General features: G+C 37.1%; 20 protein-coding genes. 7 read left to right on the top strand and 13 right to left on the bottom strand.

From position 1 onward, the window contains the following. Positions 1 to 40: 40 nt before the first annotated feature. From ACFSQP_RS10665 to ACFSQP_RS10675, 3 genes are all read right to left on the bottom strand, one after another. Entirely contained in the window at positions 41 to 1,486 is a 1,446-nt protein-coding gene (locus tag ACFSQP_RS10665; protein WP_376894231.1) for an acetyl-CoA carboxylase biotin carboxylase subunit, read from the bottom strand. A gap of 82 nt (positions 1,487 to 1,568) precedes the next feature. Then, positions 1,569 to 2,054, bottom strand: coding sequence for a biotin/lipoyl-containing protein (locus tag ACFSQP_RS10670; RefSeq protein ID WP_376894233.1), 486 nt, complete (start codon positions 2,052 to 2,054; stop codon positions 1,569 to 1,571). A 186-nt stretch (positions 2,055 to 2,240) separates the two neighbouring features. Next, positions 2,241 to 2,792 carry an NUDIX hydrolase gene (locus ACFSQP_RS10675; RefSeq protein ID WP_376894235.1) on the bottom strand — a complete coding sequence of 184 codons (552 nt, stop codon included), beginning with the start codon at positions 2,790 to 2,792 and terminating at the stop codon, positions 2,241 to 2,243. 220 nt (positions 2,793 to 3,012) lie between these two features. Here ACFSQP_RS10675 and ACFSQP_RS10680 point away from each other — a divergent pair, with 220 nt between their 5' ends. Next, on the top strand, positions 3,013 to 5,829 hold the full coding sequence (locus ACFSQP_RS10680) for a beta strand repeat-containing protein (protein ID WP_376894237.1): 2,817 nt from the start codon (positions 3,013 to 3,015) through the stop codon (positions 5,827 to 5,829). Positions 5,830 to 5,936: 107 nt separating this feature from the next. Here the strand turns inward: ACFSQP_RS10680 and ACFSQP_RS10685 are convergent, their stop codons facing one another. Beyond that, the gene (locus ACFSQP_RS10685) at positions 5,937 to 7,025 is read right to left on the bottom strand and encodes a M42 family metallopeptidase (protein WP_376894239.1); all 1,089 of its coding nucleotides are present in this window, start codon (positions 7,023 to 7,025) and stop codon (positions 5,937 to 5,939) included. A gap of 113 nt (positions 7,026 to 7,138) precedes the next feature. On the opposite strand from ACFSQP_RS10685, the gene ACFSQP_RS10690 reads away from it, so the two are divergent. Together ACFSQP_RS10690 and trhA are read left to right on the top strand one after the other, a co-directional pair. Continuing rightward, positions 7,139 to 7,816 (top strand): DUF4294 domain-containing protein, encoded by a 678-nt coding sequence (locus tag ACFSQP_RS10690; RefSeq protein WP_376894241.1) that lies wholly within the window; start codon positions 7,139 to 7,141, stop codon positions 7,814 to 7,816. Then, positions 7,816 to 8,442 carry a PAQR family membrane homeostasis protein TrhA gene (gene trhA, locus ACFSQP_RS10695; protein ID WP_376894243.1) on the top strand — a complete coding sequence of 209 codons (627 nt, stop codon included), beginning with the start codon at positions 7,816 to 7,818 and terminating at the stop codon, positions 8,440 to 8,442. The genes ACFSQP_RS10690 and trhA overlap by 1 nt, the downstream gene beginning before the upstream one ends. Before the next feature lie 9 nt (positions 8,443 to 8,451). On the opposite strand, the gene ACFSQP_RS10700 is transcribed toward trhA, so the two are convergent. The 4 genes from ACFSQP_RS10700 to ACFSQP_RS10715 form a co-directional block, all read right to left on the bottom strand. Then, entirely contained in the window at positions 8,452 to 9,069 is a 618-nt protein-coding gene (locus ACFSQP_RS10700) for a MarC family protein (RefSeq protein ID WP_376894245.1), read from the bottom strand. A 201-nt stretch (positions 9,070 to 9,270) separates the two neighbouring features. Continuing rightward, the gene (locus ACFSQP_RS10705; RefSeq protein ID WP_376894247.1) at positions 9,271 to 9,702 is read right to left on the bottom strand and encodes a DUF4268 domain-containing protein; all 432 of its coding nucleotides are present in this window, start codon (positions 9,700 to 9,702) and stop codon (positions 9,271 to 9,273) included. Between the two features lie 2 nt (positions 9,703 to 9,704). Further along, positions 9,705 to 10,379 carry a ZIP family metal transporter gene (locus tag ACFSQP_RS10710; RefSeq protein WP_376894249.1) on the bottom strand — a complete coding sequence of 225 codons (675 nt, stop codon included), beginning with the start codon at positions 10,377 to 10,379 and terminating at the stop codon, positions 9,705 to 9,707. Further along, positions 10,379 to 11,107 (bottom strand): SAM-dependent methyltransferase, encoded by a 729-nt coding sequence (locus ACFSQP_RS10715; protein ID WP_376894251.1) that lies wholly within the window; start codon positions 11,105 to 11,107, stop codon positions 10,379 to 10,381. The genes ACFSQP_RS10710 and ACFSQP_RS10715 overlap by 1 nt, the downstream gene beginning before the upstream one ends. A 131-nt stretch (positions 11,108 to 11,238) precedes the next feature. Between ACFSQP_RS10715 and ACFSQP_RS10720 the strand changes: the two genes are divergently transcribed. Beyond that, positions 11,239 to 12,396 carry a THUMP domain-containing class I SAM-dependent RNA methyltransferase gene (locus ACFSQP_RS10720; protein ID WP_376894253.1) on the top strand — a complete coding sequence of 386 codons (1,158 nt, stop codon included), beginning with the start codon at positions 11,239 to 11,241 and terminating at the stop codon, positions 12,394 to 12,396. Between the two features lie 71 nt (positions 12,397 to 12,467). Here the strand turns inward: ACFSQP_RS10720 and ACFSQP_RS10725 are convergent, their stop codons facing one another. From ACFSQP_RS10725 to rlmD, 3 genes are read right to left on the bottom strand one after another with little or no spacing between them, the layout of a single operon-like run. Next, on the bottom strand, positions 12,468 to 13,205 hold the full coding sequence (locus tag ACFSQP_RS10725) for a DUF6048 family protein (protein WP_376894255.1): 738 nt from the start codon (positions 13,203 to 13,205) through the stop codon (positions 12,468 to 12,470). After that, positions 13,171 to 13,692: a DUF6452 family protein gene (locus ACFSQP_RS10730; protein WP_376894257.1), complete on the bottom strand. Its 522-nt coding sequence runs from the start codon at positions 13,690 to 13,692 to the stop codon at positions 13,171 to 13,173. Before ACFSQP_RS10730 ends, ACFSQP_RS10725 begins: the two co-directional genes overlap by 35 nt. 1 nt (position 13,693) lies before the next feature. Then, positions 13,694 to 15,103 carry a 23S rRNA (uracil(1939)-C(5))-methyltransferase RlmD gene (gene rlmD / locus ACFSQP_RS10735; protein ID WP_376894259.1) on the bottom strand — a complete coding sequence of 470 codons (1,410 nt, stop codon included), beginning with the start codon at positions 15,101 to 15,103 and terminating at the stop codon, positions 13,694 to 13,696. A 199-nt stretch (positions 15,104 to 15,302) separates the two neighbouring features. Between rlmD and rocD the strand changes: the two genes are divergently transcribed. Beyond that, entirely contained in the window at positions 15,303 to 16,583 is a 1,281-nt protein-coding gene (gene rocD / locus ACFSQP_RS10740) for an ornithine--oxo-acid transaminase (protein WP_376894261.1), read from the top strand. Between the two features lie 91 nt (positions 16,584 to 16,674). Here rocD and ACFSQP_RS10745 read toward each other — a convergent pair whose 3' ends face one another. Both ACFSQP_RS10745 and ACFSQP_RS10750 read right to left on the bottom strand, forming a co-directional pair. Further along, on the bottom strand, positions 16,675 to 17,013 hold the full coding sequence (locus ACFSQP_RS10745; protein ID WP_376894263.1) for a CCC motif membrane protein: 339 nt from the start codon (positions 17,011 to 17,013) through the stop codon (positions 16,675 to 16,677). Between the two features lie 9 nt (positions 17,014 to 17,022). Continuing rightward, positions 17,023 to 17,310: a DUF2752 domain-containing protein gene (locus ACFSQP_RS10750; protein ID WP_376894265.1), complete on the bottom strand. Its 288-nt coding sequence runs from the start codon at positions 17,308 to 17,310 to the stop codon at positions 17,023 to 17,025. Positions 17,311 to 17,469: 159 nt separating this feature from the next. On the opposite strand from ACFSQP_RS10750, the gene ACFSQP_RS10755 reads away from it, so the two are divergent. Continuing rightward, entirely contained in the window at positions 17,470 to 17,688 is a 219-nt protein-coding gene (locus ACFSQP_RS10755; protein WP_376894267.1) for a hypothetical protein, read from the top strand. Beyond that, positions 17,678 to 18,223 (top strand): Smr/MutS family protein, encoded by a 546-nt coding sequence (locus tag ACFSQP_RS10760; protein WP_376894269.1) that lies wholly within the window; start codon positions 17,678 to 17,680, stop codon positions 18,221 to 18,223. Before ACFSQP_RS10755 ends, ACFSQP_RS10760 begins: the two co-directional genes overlap by 11 nt. Positions 18,224 to 18,227 lie beyond the last annotated feature (4 nt).

An 18,227-nucleotide genomic window follows, 5' to 3' on the forward strand; every position in this document is an offset into this window, starting at 1 on the left:
GCGTTATGGCACAGGTAAGTAGTTGTTATTTCTTTTGGCGCTATTTATTTTTTGGTACTTTAACCACATCTATAGCCTGTAAATAGTGTTGTAAAGCCATGGCTGCAGCCACGTAAGCTTCATCTTTTTCACTTGCTTGAAGCGCTTCAGGCGAATAATAGTTTTTTACAAAATGCGTGTCGAAATTTCCAGACCTAAAGGCCTCGTGTTTGCACACAAAATCTCCAAACGGTAAGGTGGTTTCTATTCCTTGAACCTCATAATTAGCTATTGCCGAAATCATTAGTGCTATGGCCTCCTCGCGGGTGTTGCCGTAGGTAATAAGTTTGGATAGCATGGGATCGTAATAGATGGGAACATCCATACCTTGTTCAAAGCCATTATCTACCCGAATATTTTTTCCAACCGGTAATTTGTAAACTTCAAGATGTCCTACACTTGGTAAAAAATCGTTTAAAGGATCTTCGGCGTAAACGCGTAACTCAATTGCATGGCCGTGTATATTTAAATCCGATTGTTGCATGGGTAAGTGTTCACCACGCGCTACACGAATTTGCAATTCAACCAAATCGGTTTTGGTAATTAATTCCGTTACCGGATGCTCAACTTGCAAACGCGTATTCATTTCAAGAAAATAAAAATTATGTGCATCGTCCAATAAAAATTCCACGGTTCCAGCACCAATATAATGGCAGGCTTTGGCTACTTTTATGGCTGCTTCTCCCATTTTTTTGCGTAATTCGGGCGTTAGTACCGATGATGGCGCCTCTTCCACCACTTTTTGGTGGCGGCGCTGCACGCTACATTCTCTTTCAAACAAATGAATAATATTTCCATGTGTATCGGCCATAACTTGAATTTCGATATGGCGTGGCGATTTAACATACTTTTCAATAAACACAGCGCCATCGCCAAAAGCCGATGTGGCTTCGCTAATGGCCCGATTCATCTGCGATTCAAAATCGGCTTCACTTTCTACAATGCGCATACCTTTTCCGCCACCGCCGGCCGAAGCTTTAATGAGAATGGGAAAACCAATAGTTTTGGCAATTTTTTTGGCTTCGGCTATATCTGTTATGGCCTCTTCTGTACCGGGCACCATGGGAATATTGTAATTTTTAACAGCCTCTTTAGCGGCTAATTTACTGCCCATTACCCTTATTGCTTCAGATTTTGATCCTATAAATATAAGGTTATTTGCCTCGCATAATTCAGCAAATTCCGCGTTTTCCGATAAAAAGCCATAACCAGGATGAATGGCATCTACTTGAAGGTTTTTGGCAACCTCTATAATTTTATGGCCCAATAAATACGATTCATTGGAGGGTGCATTGCCTATTAAAACGGCTTCATCGGCGTATTTAACATGGGGTGCGTTTCTATCGATGGTGGAATATATGGCGACAGTTTTTAAACCCATTTTTTTTGCGGTTTTCATAACCCGAATAGCAATTTCCCCACGATTAGCAATTAATATTTTCTTCATTTATTTTAAATTTCTGTTGCTTTTAAAGCCTTTTCTAACGGCGTTTAAAAAACTGTTTTTAAAAGTGTTGGCTGGTTTGTTTTTATTCAAACGAAATTAAAAGTTGGTTTTTATCCACGGCATCGTTCGGTTTTACAGAAACGGACTTAATAATACCACTTCGTGGTGCTGTAATAACGTTTTCCATTTTCATGGCTTCCAAAATAAGGATGGTATCATTTTCTTGTACTTCTTGCCCTGCAGTTACCGCAATATCTAATATTAAGCCGGGCATAGGAGCAGTTATGTCATTAATTTGTTTAGAAGCGCCAATTTCGAAACCTAAATCTTTTATTAACAAATCCAATGGATCTTCTATTGCTACATTATAGGTTGTTCCGTTTACTTTTACTTGGTATTGCTTGGTTTGAAAATCCTGTTTTACAATAGCAATTTTGTACGATTTGTTTTCATGCAAAACATGATATGTGTTGGCCGCTTCATGAACGTAATCTAGCTTTGTTACGTTTTTGGGCGTCATTTTAAACACCTGATTATTATTGACGGTGGTTTGATAGGTTTTTGACATAAAATTAATTTTAGTGTGGTAAATATAAGGAATATGAACCGTTTTGATAAATTAGCGGGTTTAATTAATATGTGATTTATTATAATTTTTTAAAACCGTTATAGCCTTATTGCTAAACTAAAAATCTGGTTTTAAAGGGCCTGCAAAAGGTAAGTTTAAATTGTGTTAAACCCCATAAACTTGCAATTAGGATAGTTTCATCTCAATTGCCCGAAGCACCGTTAAATAGTAGTTACGGTTAGATGCAATAAAATGACCATTGGTTTGGCTGCTTGCTAAAAGGGATTTAAACTGATGTTGTGTTACAAGTTTTAAGGCATCTACCTCGCCTTGTTGGGGTTTTAAACTTTCAAGAGGGACCTGTAATTTGGCTATATAGGTATGATGAAATTCATTGTCTGAAATCCCATTCTCATAACTTCGGAAGCTGGGAAAAATGCCGATTTTGTATAAATCCGTTTTTAATATAGTAAGGCCTATTTCTTCTTGTATTTCCCGAATTGCTGCAGCTTCAATGGTTTCGCCAGCATCAACATGTCCTGCTACCGATACATCCCAAAGTAAGGGGTAAATAGTCTTTGCTGCAGATCGTTGCGCTAATAATATGGCGCCTTTTGCAGTATAGAACCAAATATGAGCTGTGTTATGGTAATAGCCTTTCGTGTGAATTTCCGATTTTAAAGCTGTTTTGCCCGTTGCTTCACCGGTTTCTGTAACAATATCTATGCGTGTTTCCATGGTTTAGGTAATAATATTCAAAAATAGATAATTACGGAATTTTAGTACCGGTATAACATGCAATTTTGAATGTTGAACAGTAACTCATGCATAAATTAATATAAAAGCACTTTTTTTTAAGAATGAAATAACAAATTTTTTGAGTTTTTTTGGTTTAATACTGTGTTTTTGTACATTATTCTTATTTTTGTGTATTATTAATCAATAAAACCATAAAAATATGACAAAAAAACACCAATTCTTTATAATCTTGTTACTAATGGCAACGCTTACGCAAGCACAAGTAATGAATGAAACTTTGGGTTCGGATTCGGGAACCAGTTTAACGTTTGGCGACTATAATACAGCTGTGGGCGATTCCACATTAACAAGGTTAACATCAGGAAGCTATAATGCAGTACTAGGAACGTGGGCTGGAGCTAGCCAAACAACTGCTTCGGATAATGTTTTTATTGGTGCTTATTCTGGGTACAGTAACCTAATTGGTACTGATAACACCTTTGTGGGTAAAGAAGCTGGCCGGTTTAATACAGCTACAGACAATGTATTTGTAGGCACAAAAGCCGGTAATTTAAACACCACTGGTAATGACAATACGTTTATTGGAGAAGAAGCTGGTGAACATAATACCACAGGTAGCCATAATACCTTTTTAGGGGAAGATGCGGGAATCACTAATACCACAGGTAGCTATAATACCTTTTTAGGGGAAGATGCTGGGTTTTCTAACACCACTGGGCACTCTAATACTTTTGTAGGTGGAGATGCACGCTATGTTGAGACCTTCGGCGATTTGGAAGGATATGTCTTTCAGTCAGGAAAAAGTGCTGGTGCGGATAACACAACGGGATATTATAACGCTTTTTTTGGCGCAGGAGCTGGCGGCGATAATGGAATAGGTGTTGCCAATACGTTTTTGGGTTATGGCGCCGGTGGCAATAACGAATACGGCATATTAAATACTTTTGTGGGCTTTGGTGCAGGACATGATAACAACAGAACTAATACAACATACGATGCACGAAGAAATACCTATGTAGGTGCAATGGCAGGAGGCAGGAACAGAGAAGGTAGCGATAATGTAGGGATGGGACATTTTGCTGATTTTAAGCCAACAAACGATTATGTTTTTAGGTACGAAAGAAATGTGTTTATTGGATCGGATAGTAGAGTATGGGGTAATGATAATGTGGTACTAGGATACGCGGCTAAAGCCATTGGTTCACAAAGCTCCACTAACCGTATTGCTATTGGCGCTTACAGTGAGGCAAATGGCAATAACGCCATTGCTATTGGTGCCAACACCATTGTTAATGAAGCAAATACTATGGCGTTAGGTGGCGACACAGAAAGCAGTAGAGTTAGTGTTGGTATTGGTACAATGGCTGCCAATAAAAATGCGTCTTTGGAATTAGCGGATACTGATAAAGGATTTCTTGTTAACAGATTAACCACCGCGCAACGTATAGCTCTTGAAACCACACCAGCTTCTGGTGTGGCCCTAGATAGTACCGATATGGGATTACTAGTTTACGATACAGATTTAAAAGCATTACACGCTTGGAATGGTGCCGCTTGGTCTAGTTTAGGTGGCTCCGAATCAGCGCAAGATTTAAGTCTAGTAAGCGATTCTTTAAGTATTACAGGTAGCGCAACAATAATCGATTTGAGTCCGTATTTAGATAATACAGACGCTCAAGCTTTAAGTTTAACCAATGATTCGCTGGCTATTACTGGTAATGACACACGCATAGATTTAAGCCCGTATTTAGATAACACTGATAATCAAGAGTTAGCACTAGTGTCTCATGTATTGAGTATCAGCAACGGTAGTACAACAATAGACTTGACACCATATTTAGACAACACCGATGCGCAAGCCTTAAACCTAACAGGTACTACCTTGGGAATTTCAGGGAGCACAGAAACTGTAGATTTATCGGTAATACAAGACGGCACCGGAACAGATAATCAGGAATTAGCTTTAAATAGCAATACGTTAAGTATTTCGGGTGCTAGTAATACCATCGATTTAAGCAGTTATTTAGACAACACCGATGCGCAAGCTCTAAACCTAACAGGCACTACCTTGGGAATTTCAGGAAGCACAGAAACTGTAGATTTATCGGTAATACAAGACGGCACCGGAACAGATAATCAGGAATTAGCTTTAAATAGCAATACGTTAAGTATTTCGGGTGCTAGTAATTCCATCGATTTAAGCAGTTATTTAGACAACACCGATGCGCAAGCTCTAAACCTAACAGGCACTACCTTGGGAATTTCAGGAAGCACAGAAACTGTGGATTTATCGGTAATACAAGACGGCACCGGAACAGATAATCAGGAATTAGCTTTAAATAGCAATACTTTGAGTATTTCGGGTGCTAGTAATACCATCGATTTAAGCAGTTATTTAGACAACACCGATGAGCAAGCTCTAAACCTAACAGGTACTACCTTGGGAATTTCAGGAAGCACAGAAACTGTAGATTTATCGGTAATACAAGACGGCACCGGAACAGATAATCAGAGTTTAACAGCAGCCACTTTAAATGGTACAAACTTGGTTATAGAAATAGAAAATGGAGCGAGTACGTCTGTAAATTTACAGCCTTTAATAGCCTCACAACAGAATGCTATTTCAAATTTAGAAACTTTAGTTAACAGTCAGGCAGCGGTAATAGCCGATTTAACCACTCGTTTAGAGATTTTAGAAGAATGTGCCTGCTCCACGTTAACAGTTACCAATCCAGATGGTGTTTCTGGTAAGCCACAAGGCCCAACTTTATACCAAAACATACCTAATCCGTTTAATGGCACTACTTCTATAAAGTATTATGTGCCAACTAATTATAAAAATGCTGCAATAGTTTTCAGCAATACATCAGGACAAATTATTGATAATGTGGCCTTAAAAAAATTAGGCGATCAGGAATTGTTTTTTAATAGTGCCTCTTTACAAATGGGTGTTTACTATTACACGCTATATGTAGATGGCCGAAAAATAGACACCAAGAAAATGGTTATTAATTAATAATTACTAATTCATAATTTAAAAAAGGGTTGGCACTTACAAGTGCCAACCCTTTTTATTTTGAGAACTATTTTTCAGAAAATGAGTTGCGCTCTTTTATTACCACTTTAGTCGAAGTAGGAGTAGGTTTCCCCTGCTTTCATTTTTAAAAGCGTTTCGTAAATCATTTTAATAACATTTTCTACATCCTCTCGGTGCACCATTTCTACGGTTGTATGCATATAGCGTAATGGTAAAGAAATTAAAGCAGAAGGCACCCCACCATTGCTATACGCAAAGGCATCGGTATCAGTTCCGGTAGCTCTAGATAGCGCTGCACGCTGAAACGGTATGTTTTTTTCTTCGGCTGTATTGGTAATTAAATCGCGCAATTTTTGCTGTACTGCTGGTGCATAAGCAATTACAGGACCGGCGCCTAGTTCAACAAACCCTTGTACTTTTTGCTCAATCATGGGCGTGGTTGTATCGTGCGTAACATCGGTAACTATAGCGGCGTTGGGTTTAATGGTTTGTGTAATCATTTCAGCACCACGCAAGCCAATTTCTTCTTGTACAGAGTTGGTAATATACAATCCAAAAGGCAGCGTTTTTTTGTGCTCTTTTAATAGACGTGCCACCTCGGCAATCATAAAGCCACCCATTCGGTTATCTAAAGCACGACACACAAATTTATCGCCATTTAAAATGTGGAATTCATCTGGGTAGGTTATAACACAACCAACGTGAACGCCCATTTTTTCGACTTCCGCTTTATCTTTTGCGCCCACATCAATACAAATATTATCGGGTTTTGGCGCTTCTTCTTTAGCTTTATTTCTGGTATGAATGGCAGGCCAACCAAATACGCCTTTTACAATACCATTTTTAGTATGAATGTTTACTACCTTACTTGGTGCAATTTGATGGTCGCTGCCCCCATTTCTTACCACGTAAATTAGTCCGTTGTCTGTAATATAATTAACATACCACGAAATTTCGTCGGCATGGCCCTCAATAACCACTTTGTATTTAGCATCCGGATTTATAACGCCTACAGCGGTACCATAGGTATCGGTTATAAACTCGTCTACATAAGGTTTTAGATAGTCCATCCATATTTTCTGACCCTCCCATTCGTAACCCGTAGGAGCGGCATTGTTTAAATAGGTTTTTAAAAAGTCCATAGACTTTTCGGTAAGTATACTCTTGTTTGCCATATGATTTAATTTTGCACTAAAATACTAATATTAATAGTATTTTAAGGTTAAAGGTTTTTTAAATTATTAATTTTACAGTGCTTTAAAACTGGCTGCATTTATTCTGTTAACCTATGAAACACCTTGCGTATTTCCTTTTGATACTGCCATTAAGCCTATTTGCTCAAATAGAGGAGGAGGTCGCGGATACCACCGCTGCTTTTTATATAATTGTTGAAGGCGATTCAATTCCTAAAAGTGCTATAAACCTGAATGAAGTGGTGTTGCTACATCGTTTAAAATTTGACAATCAAGCGGAAAGGCGTGCCTATTTAATTTTACGCCGAAAAACAATAAAAGTATACCCGTATGCTAAATTAGCAGCCGAACGCTTAGAAACGCTAAACCAGCGTTTAAATAGTTTGGAACGCCCGTCGGAAAAGAAGCGTTATGCCCGTATTATTCAGAAATATATTGAAGATGAATTTTCAGCCGAATTAAAAAAATTAACCAAAACGGAGGGGCAAATTTTAGTAAAGTTAATTCATCGCCAAACGGGTATTACTACCTTCGATTTAATAAAAAATTTACGCAGTGGTTGGCGTGCTTTTTGGTTTAACAATACTGCTAGGCTCTTTAATATATCTTTAAAAGAGGCATTTAATCCGTTGGAGGTAAAAGAAGATTATTTAATTGAAGATATTCTGGAACGCGCCTTTCAGAGTGGTTTGTTAGAGCGTCAAGAATCGGCTTTGGCGTACGATTTTTTAGAATTAACAAATGTTTGGCGTCGGACAAAAAGTGAAAATTAATGCGAAAACAAAGTCCATTTGAAGAGCGTTTAAATACCATAACACATGCGTTTGGCGCACTATTTGGCGTTTTGGCCTTGCTACTTTTAGTAAGCCAACAAACCACTAATGTGCCTTGGCATTTTTTTGCCGTATGGGTATACGGATTAAGTATGGTTTTACTGTTTAGTGCTTCTGCTTTATACCATTATGTAAGGAGTGAACACCTAAAGCATTATTTTCGTATTCTAGACCACGTAAGTATTTACATTTTAATAGCCGGCACCTATACACCGGTAACATTAATAACACTAGCGCCTAGCAGAGGTTGGTACTTGTTTCTAATTGTATGGAGTATTGCCGCTTTTGGAACACTGTTAAAAATTTTCTTTACTGGCAGGTTTGAAGTATTTTCTTTGGTTTTGTATTTAGCCATGGGTTGGCTTATTGTTTTCGATTTTACCTACCTCGCCACGCATCTGCATGCCAACGGTTTGTTTTGGCTTTTTGCAGGCGGTTTAGCCTATACAGTTGGTGTGTTGTTTTACGCCATACACCGTATTAAATTTAACCATGTTATTTGGCACTTATTTGTGCTAGCAGGTGCCATTTGCCATTTTATTATGGTGTATAAGTACGTTATTTAAGATTTCTTTTTACGGTAAGTTAAAGGTAATTTTAATACCTTCAATAATCATGTTGGTACCAATAATAGCAATAATTAAACCCATTATTTTTCCGACCACAGAAATAACATTATATCCAATTTTACGCACTATAAAGTTGCTTAACCGGAAGGTAACAAAGGTTAAAAAACACATTAGTGCAAAAATTAATAGCACCAAAATAATTTGTAATAGGTTAGCATCCGACACAAAGTTCATGGCAGTAACAATGGTGCCAGGCCCGGCCAAAATAGGAATAGCTAAAGGCGAAACAGCTATGTTTTCGTCTATATGTGTATTTTTCAGGTTTTTTATGCTGGATTTTTTCGACTGAAGCATGTCAAAACCAACATAAAATATTAAAATACCACCTGTAATTTTAAAGGCAGGAATAGTAATACCAAAAAGTTCGAAAATAAATTTTCCTAGAATAACAAATACGGCTACAATAATAAAAGCTATAAGTACTGCTTTTTTGTTAATGCGAAGTTTGGCTTCATCGTTAGCGCCACCCACCAAAGATAAAAAAATAGGTAGGTTGGAAATAGGATTCATAATGGCAAAAAAACCAGTGAATACTGTAATAGAAAATGTAATAAGATGATCCATGTTACGCGCAAACGTTTTTAAATTAAGAAAAAACAGGTTTCGTCCTGGTTTAAAGGCTGCAAATTTATAAAAACACAATGAGATAATTAATTGAAAATGAATAATTAAATTACGCTTTAACAAAAACGTAACGTGCGGTATTTGTAAGCGCCTTTAGTGGTTTGCATACCACGCCTTTAGCGTTTTTATGCTTTTGGGTAGCTATTCGGGTTTAATGATATCTTTATAATCTTCAAAAAAAGCTTCAAATTGCGGCATGGTTGCGTTAAAAAATACCATAACTGTTTGCCAAGTGTTTTTATTATGAATGGAAACTTTTTCGTTTAAGGGCACAAAAATGCGCGAAATTTCTTTACCGTTATCTAAAAAATAAGTTTCCTCAAAATGAGCTTCGGGTAAATAATCGGTTTTAATAATGGTTTTTAAGCTTTCTAATTTTTCCCAAATATTAATTCTGTTTTCCAAATCGTCCTCTAAATCCAGCGCTACGAAGGCTTTTTTAGTGTCGAAATAGAACTTAAATTGCAACCCTTTTATTTTGGTGTCGTATAAAATCCATTTCCTTGGAAAGGATTTGCCAAAACTTGTCCAAAAAGTTTGTCGTAATTGTCTAGATTCTTCCTTTGAAAACATACTTAAAACATAAACGCGGCAGCAATACCTAAAACAATAGCTACCAATTTAGTAAGATTAAATTTATGGCCTTCGCCACTTTCAAATAAAATAGTTGTAGAAATGTGTAAAAATATACCAATAACAACCGCATTTATAGCTGTAATATACGCCGTGGCAATATTCATGTGATTGGAAATGTAAGTTCCCAGAGGTGTCATGAGCGCAAATATGCTTAAAAATAAACCCATTTGAATTTTGGAACATTTGGAGTTAATTAGAAAGCTGGTAATAACTGTAGCAATAGGAATTTTATGCACCAAAACACCATAAACCATGTCGTTGTGTTCGTGAATAGGGAAACCTTCTAAAAAACTATGGATACACAGGCTTATAAACAAAGCCCAAGGGAAGTTGTTTTCGTGGTTGTGGTGATGTACATGGCCGTGTTCGGCTCCTTTAGAAAAAAATTCAAGAATAATTTGAATTAAAATCCCTAACATAATATACAAACCAGAAGCCTTGGCATTTAAGTGGTGGTACACTTCCGGAAGTAATTCGAATAGGGTTAAGGCTAATAAAAAAGCCCCACTAAACGCTAATAATAATTTAAAGTTAAAATAGGTTTTCGTTCGCGTAAAAATAACTAGAATGGCTCCAATTAAAACGGCTAGAATGGGTAATAAATACTGTAACATTATTTAAAAATCATGATTAAACGTTCCGATGTTTTGGCATTAAATTTTTGCAGTTTATAGTCTCCAAAAATATCTAATAAATACACTCCTGCCTGATTAAAAAGCGCCTCAAAATCGGCCAACGTAAAGGCTTTTACGCGCTCTTGGAATGTATAATTTTGTCCGCCATCGGTAAAGGCTATGTTTTTTATAATGTAGCCGTTTTCTACATATCGTGTTATGTGAAACGCAATATCATTTACTGTTTTTATCTCTTTAGGAACTAAATTTTCGATAACATAGTCGGTATTCATAAAATCTATTACACCAAACCCCGTTTCGTTTAAATTGGCTTGAATGGCTTTAATTGTGTTTAAATTATCAGCTTCGTTTTTAAAGTAACCAAAGCTTGTGAATAAATTAAAAACGGCATCAAATTGTTGGTTTAGCGGCTTGCTCATATCGTGCACTATAAATTGTAAACGATCGTTTTCAAATTGTTTGGCATGCAAAATACTGTTTTCCGATAAGTCTGCACCCGTTACCTGGTAGCCCAATTTGTTTAAATAAATGGCATGCCGGCCTTTGCCACAAGCTAAATCTAAAATATGGGCCTGTTCCGGCAGATTTAAATAATGTGTTAGGGTATCCATAAATAGTTGGGCCTCCTTGTAATCTCGGTCCTTATACAGAATGTGATAATAAGGTGTATTAAACCACGAGGCAAACCATTGTGTGTTATTTTCCATAGGAATATTCCCTGAAAGGGGTATTAAACTTTTAGTAAACTAGTTATATACAAGGCGCTTTTGTTTGTTAGCTAAAACCTGTTGTCTTGCCACAAAAATACTGTATTTTTGCAATCTATTTAATGAATGTCATGGAGAATAATTTTAAAATGGTAGCCAAAACCTTGTTTGGCTTTGAGGAATTACTGGAAAACGAACTGCTGCAATTAGGGGCACAAGATATAGAAAAGGGCGTGCGTATGGTTGGTTTTACCGGGGACAAAGGTTTTATGTATAAGGCAAATTTAGCCTTGCGCACCGCTATAAAAATTTTAAAACCTATAGCTAGTTTTCGGATTAAAGACGAACAAGATTTATACAACCAAGTGTATAAAATGGACTGGAGTGCGTATATGAAAGCTACCGGTTCCTTGGCTATTAGTGCAACAGTACACTCTGAAAAATTTACGCATTCGCAATTTATTGCATTAAAAACTAAAGATGCTATTGTAGATAAATTTAGGGATACCACTGGCGCGCGCCCAAATATAGATTTGCGGTTTCCAGATTTAAAAATAAACGTTCATATAGATAGAAATCAGTGTACCATTTCATTGGACTCGTCTGGAGAATCGCTTCATAAACGCGGGTATAAAACAGCTACCAATATTGCACCAATTAATGAAGTGCTGGCAGCAGGTATGATTATGCTGTCTGGTTGGGATGGCCAAACGGATTTTATGGATCCTATGTGTGGTAGTGGCACTATACTGGCAGAAGCCGCTATGATTGCTTGTAATATTCCGCCAAATTTAATGCGAAAAGAGTTTGCTTTCGAGCGCTGGAATGATTGGGATGTGGATTTGTTTGAAAAAATAGAAGAGTCTTTATTAAATAAAACACGCGATTTCCATCATCAAATTATTGGTTACGATAAATCGCCCAGCGCAGTAGCCAAAGCACAGGACAATATAAAAAATGCGCACTTGGAAGCTTTTGTGAGTATTAAGCATGAAGACTTTTTTAAAACACAAAAAGGAGGCGATAAAAAACTACATATGGTTTTTAACCCGCCCTACGGCGAACGTTTGGATATTGATATGGAAAAATTTTATGCCGCTATTGGCGATACGCTTAAACAGCATTACCCAGGTACCGATGCCTGGTTTATTACCTCCAATCTGGATGCCTTAAAACATGTAGGTTTGCGCCCTTCCAGAAAAATCCATTTAATGAATGCCAAGTTAGAATCGCGTTTGGTTAAATATGTTATGTACGAAGGCAGTAAAAAAGCAAAATATAAAAAATAGGTTGCCAGCTTGTTAATTAACCAGCAATGTTTTGCCTATTAAGCTAATGGGTTAAAAAAACAGATGCTCGGTTAATTGGCTTTTTTGAAAATAGGAATTAAGTACGAAATGGTGTAACCGTAGCCAAAACCAAAGCTACCACTATCGTAGGTTTTATTATAACCCGGTATATAAATGTTTTCCAGATTTTCAGCTTCTTTTTGAGTTATAATGTATTTAAACTGAATGTTTAATCCTAAATATAAGTTGTTTAAAACTTCAACTTTTAAACCGGCTATAAACTCGGCCCAAACGGCATTTAAACCACTGTAAGTGGTACTATTGGAAGACGTAAATTGTGGCGCCCAATATTGGTTTTCGGAATATACACTAAAACTATTTAGTTCCTGACTAAAATTGCTGGCACCCACTCTAAAACCGCCGTAAATAAGGTTGCTCATACCGTACCAGTTTTCGTAAGCATTATAATCTGCGCCCAGTTTTATATAAGTTCCAGATGCGGTGGTATTCAAATAATCGTTAGTGGTTTGTTTTTCTTCGTAACCAAACTCTCCGGCTACATACCATTTTTTGGTAAACCTAAAATCGCCTTGAATTTCAAAACCAGTATAAGCATCATCAACAACGGACCGAAGTAATTTACTGGCATCTGCACCAACACGCAAGCCGTACTTTTCTTTCTGTACGGTTTTGGCAGCTGTTCCATTACCAACAGGAATACTATCGTTTTGAGCAAACGACCCCGAACAGCACAACAAGCCCAATAAACAGCTTTTAATGAAAAATGTTAAAGTTGGTTGCGTTTTCATTTTCTAAAATTTGGTTATCGTTTACAGATTGGATAATTTTTATCCATTTGTCGCCATCGTCGTTTACTGTTATATTAATATTTTTAAAAACAGTTTTAAATCCGCAGGCTCTCGATACATATACCTGTTCTGTTATATACGAAATGGTTATAATATCTTCATTACCCGTAACAACGCCCGCATCGGTTTGTTCATAATTGTTGTATATGCTGTATTGTGTTTTGGTATCGGTTGTTTTAAGGGGTAATGAAATTACTTGTCTGGATTGCGCGCCGCTAAGTTCAGGCAGCGTTTGTTCGTTTCCAATACCTTGCACGCGACAATTAAATACGTTTTTTGGGTTTAATTGTTCTGGATTTTCTGCACTGTAAAAGGCAATAGTTAAGCGTGGTGTAGTGCCTGTTTCGGCGGTGCAAATATCGTCGCGTTCGCAGCCAAATAAGAACAGGCAGGTAAGTACTAATAAGGTATATAGGTATTTCATCATATTATCTTCGCTCTAAAAGTACAACATTTTCTACATGATGCGTTTGCGGAAACATATCCACAGCTTGCGTGCGGGTTACCTTATAATCCTTGTCCATAAGCTGTAAGTCGCGGGCCTGTGTAGCAGAATTACAACTAACATACACTATTTTTTTTGGCGCGATATTTAATATTTGTTGCACGACATCCTTGTGCATACCATCGCGAGGCGGATCTGTAATAATAACGTCGGGCACACCGTGTGTTGTTATAAAATTGGTATTAAAAACCTGTTTCATATCGCCCACAAAAAAATCTGCGTTAGTTACCCCGTTTAGTTTAGCATTGGCTTTGGCGGCTAGAATGGCATCCGGAACGGCTTCAACACCAATAACTTTTTTGGCATGTTTAGCAACAAATTGGGCAATAGTTCCTGTTCCGGTGTATAAATCGTAAACCAATTCTGTTCCTGTTAAACCTGCAAAGTTGCGGGTTATTTTGTACAATTCATAGGCTTGGGCGGAATTGGTTTGGTAAAACGATTTAGCGTTAATTTTAAATTTTAAGCCCTCCATTTCCTCAAAAATATGATCGCGTCCTTTAAAGCAAATCACCTCTTGGTCGTAAATGGTGTCGTTTGCTTTTTCATTTATAACATATTGCAAAGAGGTTATTTCAGGAAAACTATCTGCAAGGTGTTGCAACAGGAGTTCACGTTTGGTTTTATCGTCTTTAAAAAATTGAATAAGCACCATAATTTCGCCGGTTGATGCCGTTCTAATCATTAAAGTTCGGAGCAGACCTTCCTGATTTCTAGTATTAAAAAACGGTAGCTTATTGGCAATAGCAAAGGATTTAACCGCATTTCTAATAGCATTAGAGGGGTCGGCTTGCAGATGACATTTTTTAATATCTAAAATTTTATCCCACATACCCGGAATATGAAAACCAAGGGCGTTTTTATCGCCTACATCGGCATCAGATTGGATTTCTTCTAAAGTCAACCATCGGCTATCGCTAAAGGAAAACTCCATTTTATTTCTGTAAAAATAAGGCGTTTTACATCCTAAAATAGGTGTTATTTCTGGCAGGGTAATATGACCAATACGCGTTAGGTTGTTGGTAACTTCCTTTTGTTTGTAATACAATTGGTGTTCGTAACCCATATCCTGCCATTTGCAGCCACCACAAACACCAAAATGCTGACAAGCGGGCTGTACACGTTTATCAGACAAGTTATGGAAAGTAGTAGCCTTACCTTCGTAATAGGCTTTTCGTTTTTTATAAGTTTGTACATCTACCACATCGCCTGGTACTGCATTACTAATAAATATTACCTTACCATCAGGAGCTTTCCCAATAACTTTTCCTTTTGCACCGGCGTCTGTAATTTCGACTTTGGTAAATAATTGTTTTCTATTTTTTCTTGACATGCTGCAAAAGTAGTTTGTTTTTTCGTAGCAAAAAACATGTTCGAAATATTTTAAGAAGCAGCGGATATTTAGTAATTTGCGCCCCCTAGGGATGATTTCTCTCCCACGCTGAATTTTCGTTCCGACTAGGATCGGCATTTCGAAAGAATAAAGGTACAGAAGGAATGGTTATTTTACCAACAACTTAAATTTTTTTAAAATGGCTAATTTAGACCAATTAACATCACAACAAGCAATTGATTTAGAAAACGAGTACGGAGCTCATAACTATCATCCGCTTCCTGTAGTTTTAGCAAAGGGTAATGGCGTATATGTTTGGGATGTGGAAGGGAAACAATACTACGATTTCCTCTCTGCATACTCGGCAGTAAACCAAGGCCACTGTCATCCTAAAATTGTAGATGCCATGACCAAGCAAGCACAAACATTAACCCTTACTTCCAGAGCATTTCATAACGATATGTTGGGGCAGTACGAAAAATTTGCTTGTGAATTTTTTAAGTTTGATAAACTCTTGCCAATGAATACGGGTGCCGAAGCCGTAGAAACGGCCTTAAAAATTTGCAGAAAATGGGCGTATGAGGTAAAAGGTATTCCAGAAAATGAAGCAGATATTGTGGTGTGCGAAAATAATTTTCACGGGCGTACCACTACCATCATTTCTTTTTCCAACGATCCTGTTGCTCGTAAAAACTTTGGACCTTACACTGCAGGATTTGTAAAAATTCCTTACGACAATCTAGAGGCGCTGGAGAACACATTAAAAAACAACCCCAATGTAGCCGGTTTTTTAGTTGAACCAATACAAGGTGAAGCTGGCGTATATGTACCGGCCCCAGATTATTTGGCCAAAGCTAAGGCACTTTGCGAAAAATACAATGTTTTATTTATTGCCGATGAGGTACAAACAGGAATAGCCCGAACTGGCAGACTTTTAGCCACGTGCGGAAATTGTAGTTGTGCCGACAAAAATTGTTCTGGAGAACCGGAAGTTAAACCAGATGTTTTAATTTTAGGAAAAGCCCTTTCGGGTGGTGCTTATCCGGTATCGGCCGTTTTAGCAAACAATGCTATTATGAATGTTATAGGACCTGGAAACCATGGTAGTACCTTTGGAGGAAACCCTGTGGCAGCAGCCGTTGCTATGGCAGCACTAGAAGTGGTACGCGACGAGAAATTAGCTGAAAACGCCTTTAAATTAGGAGAATTGTTTAGAAGTGAAATGAATAAGTTTATTGAAACTAGCTCTATTGTAAGCTTGGTTCGTGGCAAAGGGCTTCTAAATGCTATAGTTATTAACGACCATGAGGATAGCGATACAGCTTGGAATATTTGTTTAGCGCTTCGGGATAATGGTTTATTGGCCAAACCAACACATGGTAATATTATCCGCTTTGCACCACCCTTGGTAATGACGGAAGCCGAGTTATTGGACTGTGTGGCTATTATTACAAAAACACTCAAACAATTTGAAGCTTAATGTTTTAAACAAACCAATAAAAATAGGTTTGAAACATACGGTATAAAACAAAAGCGACCTGGTTTAAGGTCGCTTTTGTTATTATTTAAAGCTAATTTACTTGCGCTTCTTGGTATTCTTTCATAAGCTCTTGAATCTCGTTTACGTAAGCATCCCAGCCGCCAAAAGCGTATATTTGATAAATACTCCACAGCAAGGTTAAAATATTTATAATAAGTATAATTAAAGCCACTGTTTTGGCCGTATTCATAGCATTTAAGGTTTTTAGTTCATAAGCTTCTGGTTCTAGCTGCGCTTTTTTAAGTTGGTTTAGTGCAATAACATAGGCAATAGCCGCCAATATAAAGCCGAGACCTGAAAAGCAGCAGCATAACAAGCCTAAAATAGCTAGAACATAAACAAGGGTTGGGTTTAGTGTTTGTTTTTCCATAAATGATGTTTAAGTGATTATTAGTTTAATTATAAAGCTTCCAATAATGAAGCCTATGGTTATAATAGCAAGTAGGTTTATAATTTTTATACCGTGCTTGAATTTAAAAAACATATGAAGGCCAATAAACAAAAAAAGTGCTAGTAACGGAAATACAGCCGGATACATTTTAAAGGCAGCTAGTATATTGCCTTGAAAAAGTAGCGCCACAGACCGTTGTAAGCCGCAGCCCAAGCAGTCAAAGCCAAGGATTTGCTTATTTAAACAAGGCAACATAAAATTTTCAGGTGTGGACATATGTTTAGTGCATTCAATTGTTTCAAAGTTAAAAAAAGAATGGAATAAAAGTAATTTTCAAAAAAAATACACTAAAATTAAATAATTATTGGTTACACTTTATTTTAGTAAAACCACTAATATTGTGCCTTCAATATTTATTTTTTTAATTACAAACCCATGAAAAAACACAACTATATTTCGTACTTTTTAATCCTATTGGGTGGCGGTTTGGCTATTTATGGCCAGTCTGGTGCAGAAAAGAATGTATTAGTGTTGGTTTTAGGTATCATTGTATTAATGTTTGGTATTTTTAGAATATCTAGTCATATTCCTAGTAAATACGAAAAAGAATTGGAGCGGGAAAAAACACAAGAAAACGAAGAAGATGAGCTTTGAAATAGGAGATAAGGTAGCCGTTTTAGACGATGATATTAGCGGTACTGTAACAGGTGTAAAACAAAAAAGCATTTGTATTGAAACAACTGATGGTTTTGAGTTGGTTTTTGAACCGCACGAACTGGTGCTTACTAAACCTATGCCTGTTCACTTACACAATTTGCAAGAGGTAATTAATGAAAAAGAACAGCCTAAAAGGCGCACACAAACTGGTAAAAAGCGAAAAGAAAAATTTCAACCGACTCTAGAAGTAGATTTGCATATTCATCAGTTAACACCAAATTCTAGCCGGATGACAAATTATGATATGCTTACGCTACAATTGGATACGGCTAAACGCCAATTAGATTTTGCCATAAAAAAACGCATTCAAAAAGTGGTATTTATACATGGCGTAGGCGCGGGCGTTTTAAAAACGGAATTGGAATTTTTATTTGGACGCTACGATTGTCTTAAGTTTTACGATGCAGATTATCAAAAATATGGTTTAGGTGCCACCGAAGTTTATATTTTTCAAAGCGCTGTAAATGCATAAAAAA

This window comes from Bizionia sediminis (assembly GCF_042684585.1).
Lineage (GTDB): Bacteria > Bacteroidota > Bacteroidia > Flavobacteriales > Flavobacteriaceae > Algorimicrobium > Algorimicrobium sediminis.

Excerpts from the sequence above, each read along its gene's own strand:
- ACFSQP_RS10665 (WP_376894231.1), bottom strand. The coding sequence starts at position 1,486 with ATGAAGAAAATATTAATTGCTAATCGTGGGGAAATTGCTATTCGGGTT.
- ACFSQP_RS10670 (WP_376894233.1), bottom strand. The coding sequence starts at position 2,054 with ATGTCAAAAACCTATCAAACCACCGTCAATAATAATCAGGTGTTTAAA.
- ACFSQP_RS10675 (WP_376894235.1), bottom strand. The coding sequence starts at position 2,792 with ATGGAAACACGCATAGATATTGTTACAGAAACCGGTGAAGCAACGGGC.
- ACFSQP_RS10680 (WP_376894237.1), top strand. The coding sequence starts at position 3,013 with ATGACAAAAAAACACCAATTCTTTATAATCTTGTTACTAATGGCAACG.
- ACFSQP_RS10685 (WP_376894239.1), bottom strand. The coding sequence starts at position 7,025 with ATGGCAAACAAGAGTATACTTACCGAAAAGTCTATGGACTTTTTAAAA.
- ACFSQP_RS10690 (WP_376894241.1), top strand. The coding sequence starts at position 7,139 with ATGAAACACCTTGCGTATTTCCTTTTGATACTGCCATTAAGCCTATTT.
- trhA (WP_376894243.1), top strand. The coding sequence starts at position 7,816 with ATGCGAAAACAAAGTCCATTTGAAGAGCGTTTAAATACCATAACACAT.
- ACFSQP_RS10700 (WP_376894245.1), bottom strand. The coding sequence starts at position 9,069 with ATGGATCATCTTATTACATTTTCTATTACAGTATTCACTGGTTTTTTT.
- ACFSQP_RS10705 (WP_376894247.1), bottom strand. The coding sequence starts at position 9,702 with ATGTTTTCAAAGGAAGAATCTAGACAATTACGACAAACTTTTTGGACA.
- ACFSQP_RS10710 (WP_376894249.1), bottom strand. The coding sequence starts at position 10,379 with ATGTTACAGTATTTATTACCCATTCTAGCCGTTTTAATTGGAGCCATT.
- ACFSQP_RS10715 (WP_376894251.1), bottom strand. The coding sequence starts at position 11,107 with ATGGAAAATAACACACAATGGTTTGCCTCGTGGTTTAATACACCTTAT.
- ACFSQP_RS10720 (WP_376894253.1), top strand. The coding sequence starts at position 11,239 with ATGGAGAATAATTTTAAAATGGTAGCCAAAACCTTGTTTGGCTTTGAG.
- ACFSQP_RS10725 (WP_376894255.1), bottom strand. The coding sequence starts at position 13,205 with ATGAAAACGCAACCAACTTTAACATTTTTCATTAAAAGCTGTTTATTG.
- ACFSQP_RS10730 (WP_376894257.1), bottom strand. The coding sequence starts at position 13,692 with ATGATGAAATACCTATATACCTTATTAGTACTTACCTGCCTGTTCTTA.
- rlmD (WP_376894259.1), bottom strand. The coding sequence starts at position 15,103 with ATGTCAAGAAAAAATAGAAAACAATTATTTACCAAAGTCGAAATTACA.
- rocD (WP_376894261.1), top strand. The coding sequence starts at position 15,303 with ATGGCTAATTTAGACCAATTAACATCACAACAAGCAATTGATTTAGAA.
- ACFSQP_RS10745 (WP_376894263.1), bottom strand. The coding sequence starts at position 17,013 with ATGGAAAAACAAACACTAAACCCAACCCTTGTTTATGTTCTAGCTATT.
- ACFSQP_RS10750 (WP_376894265.1), bottom strand. The coding sequence starts at position 17,310 with ATGTCCACACCTGAAAATTTTATGTTGCCTTGTTTAAATAAGCAAATC.
- ACFSQP_RS10755 (WP_376894267.1), top strand. The coding sequence starts at position 17,470 with ATGAAAAAACACAACTATATTTCGTACTTTTTAATCCTATTGGGTGGC.
- ACFSQP_RS10760 (WP_376894269.1), top strand. The coding sequence starts at position 17,678 with ATGAGCTTTGAAATAGGAGATAAGGTAGCCGTTTTAGACGATGATATT.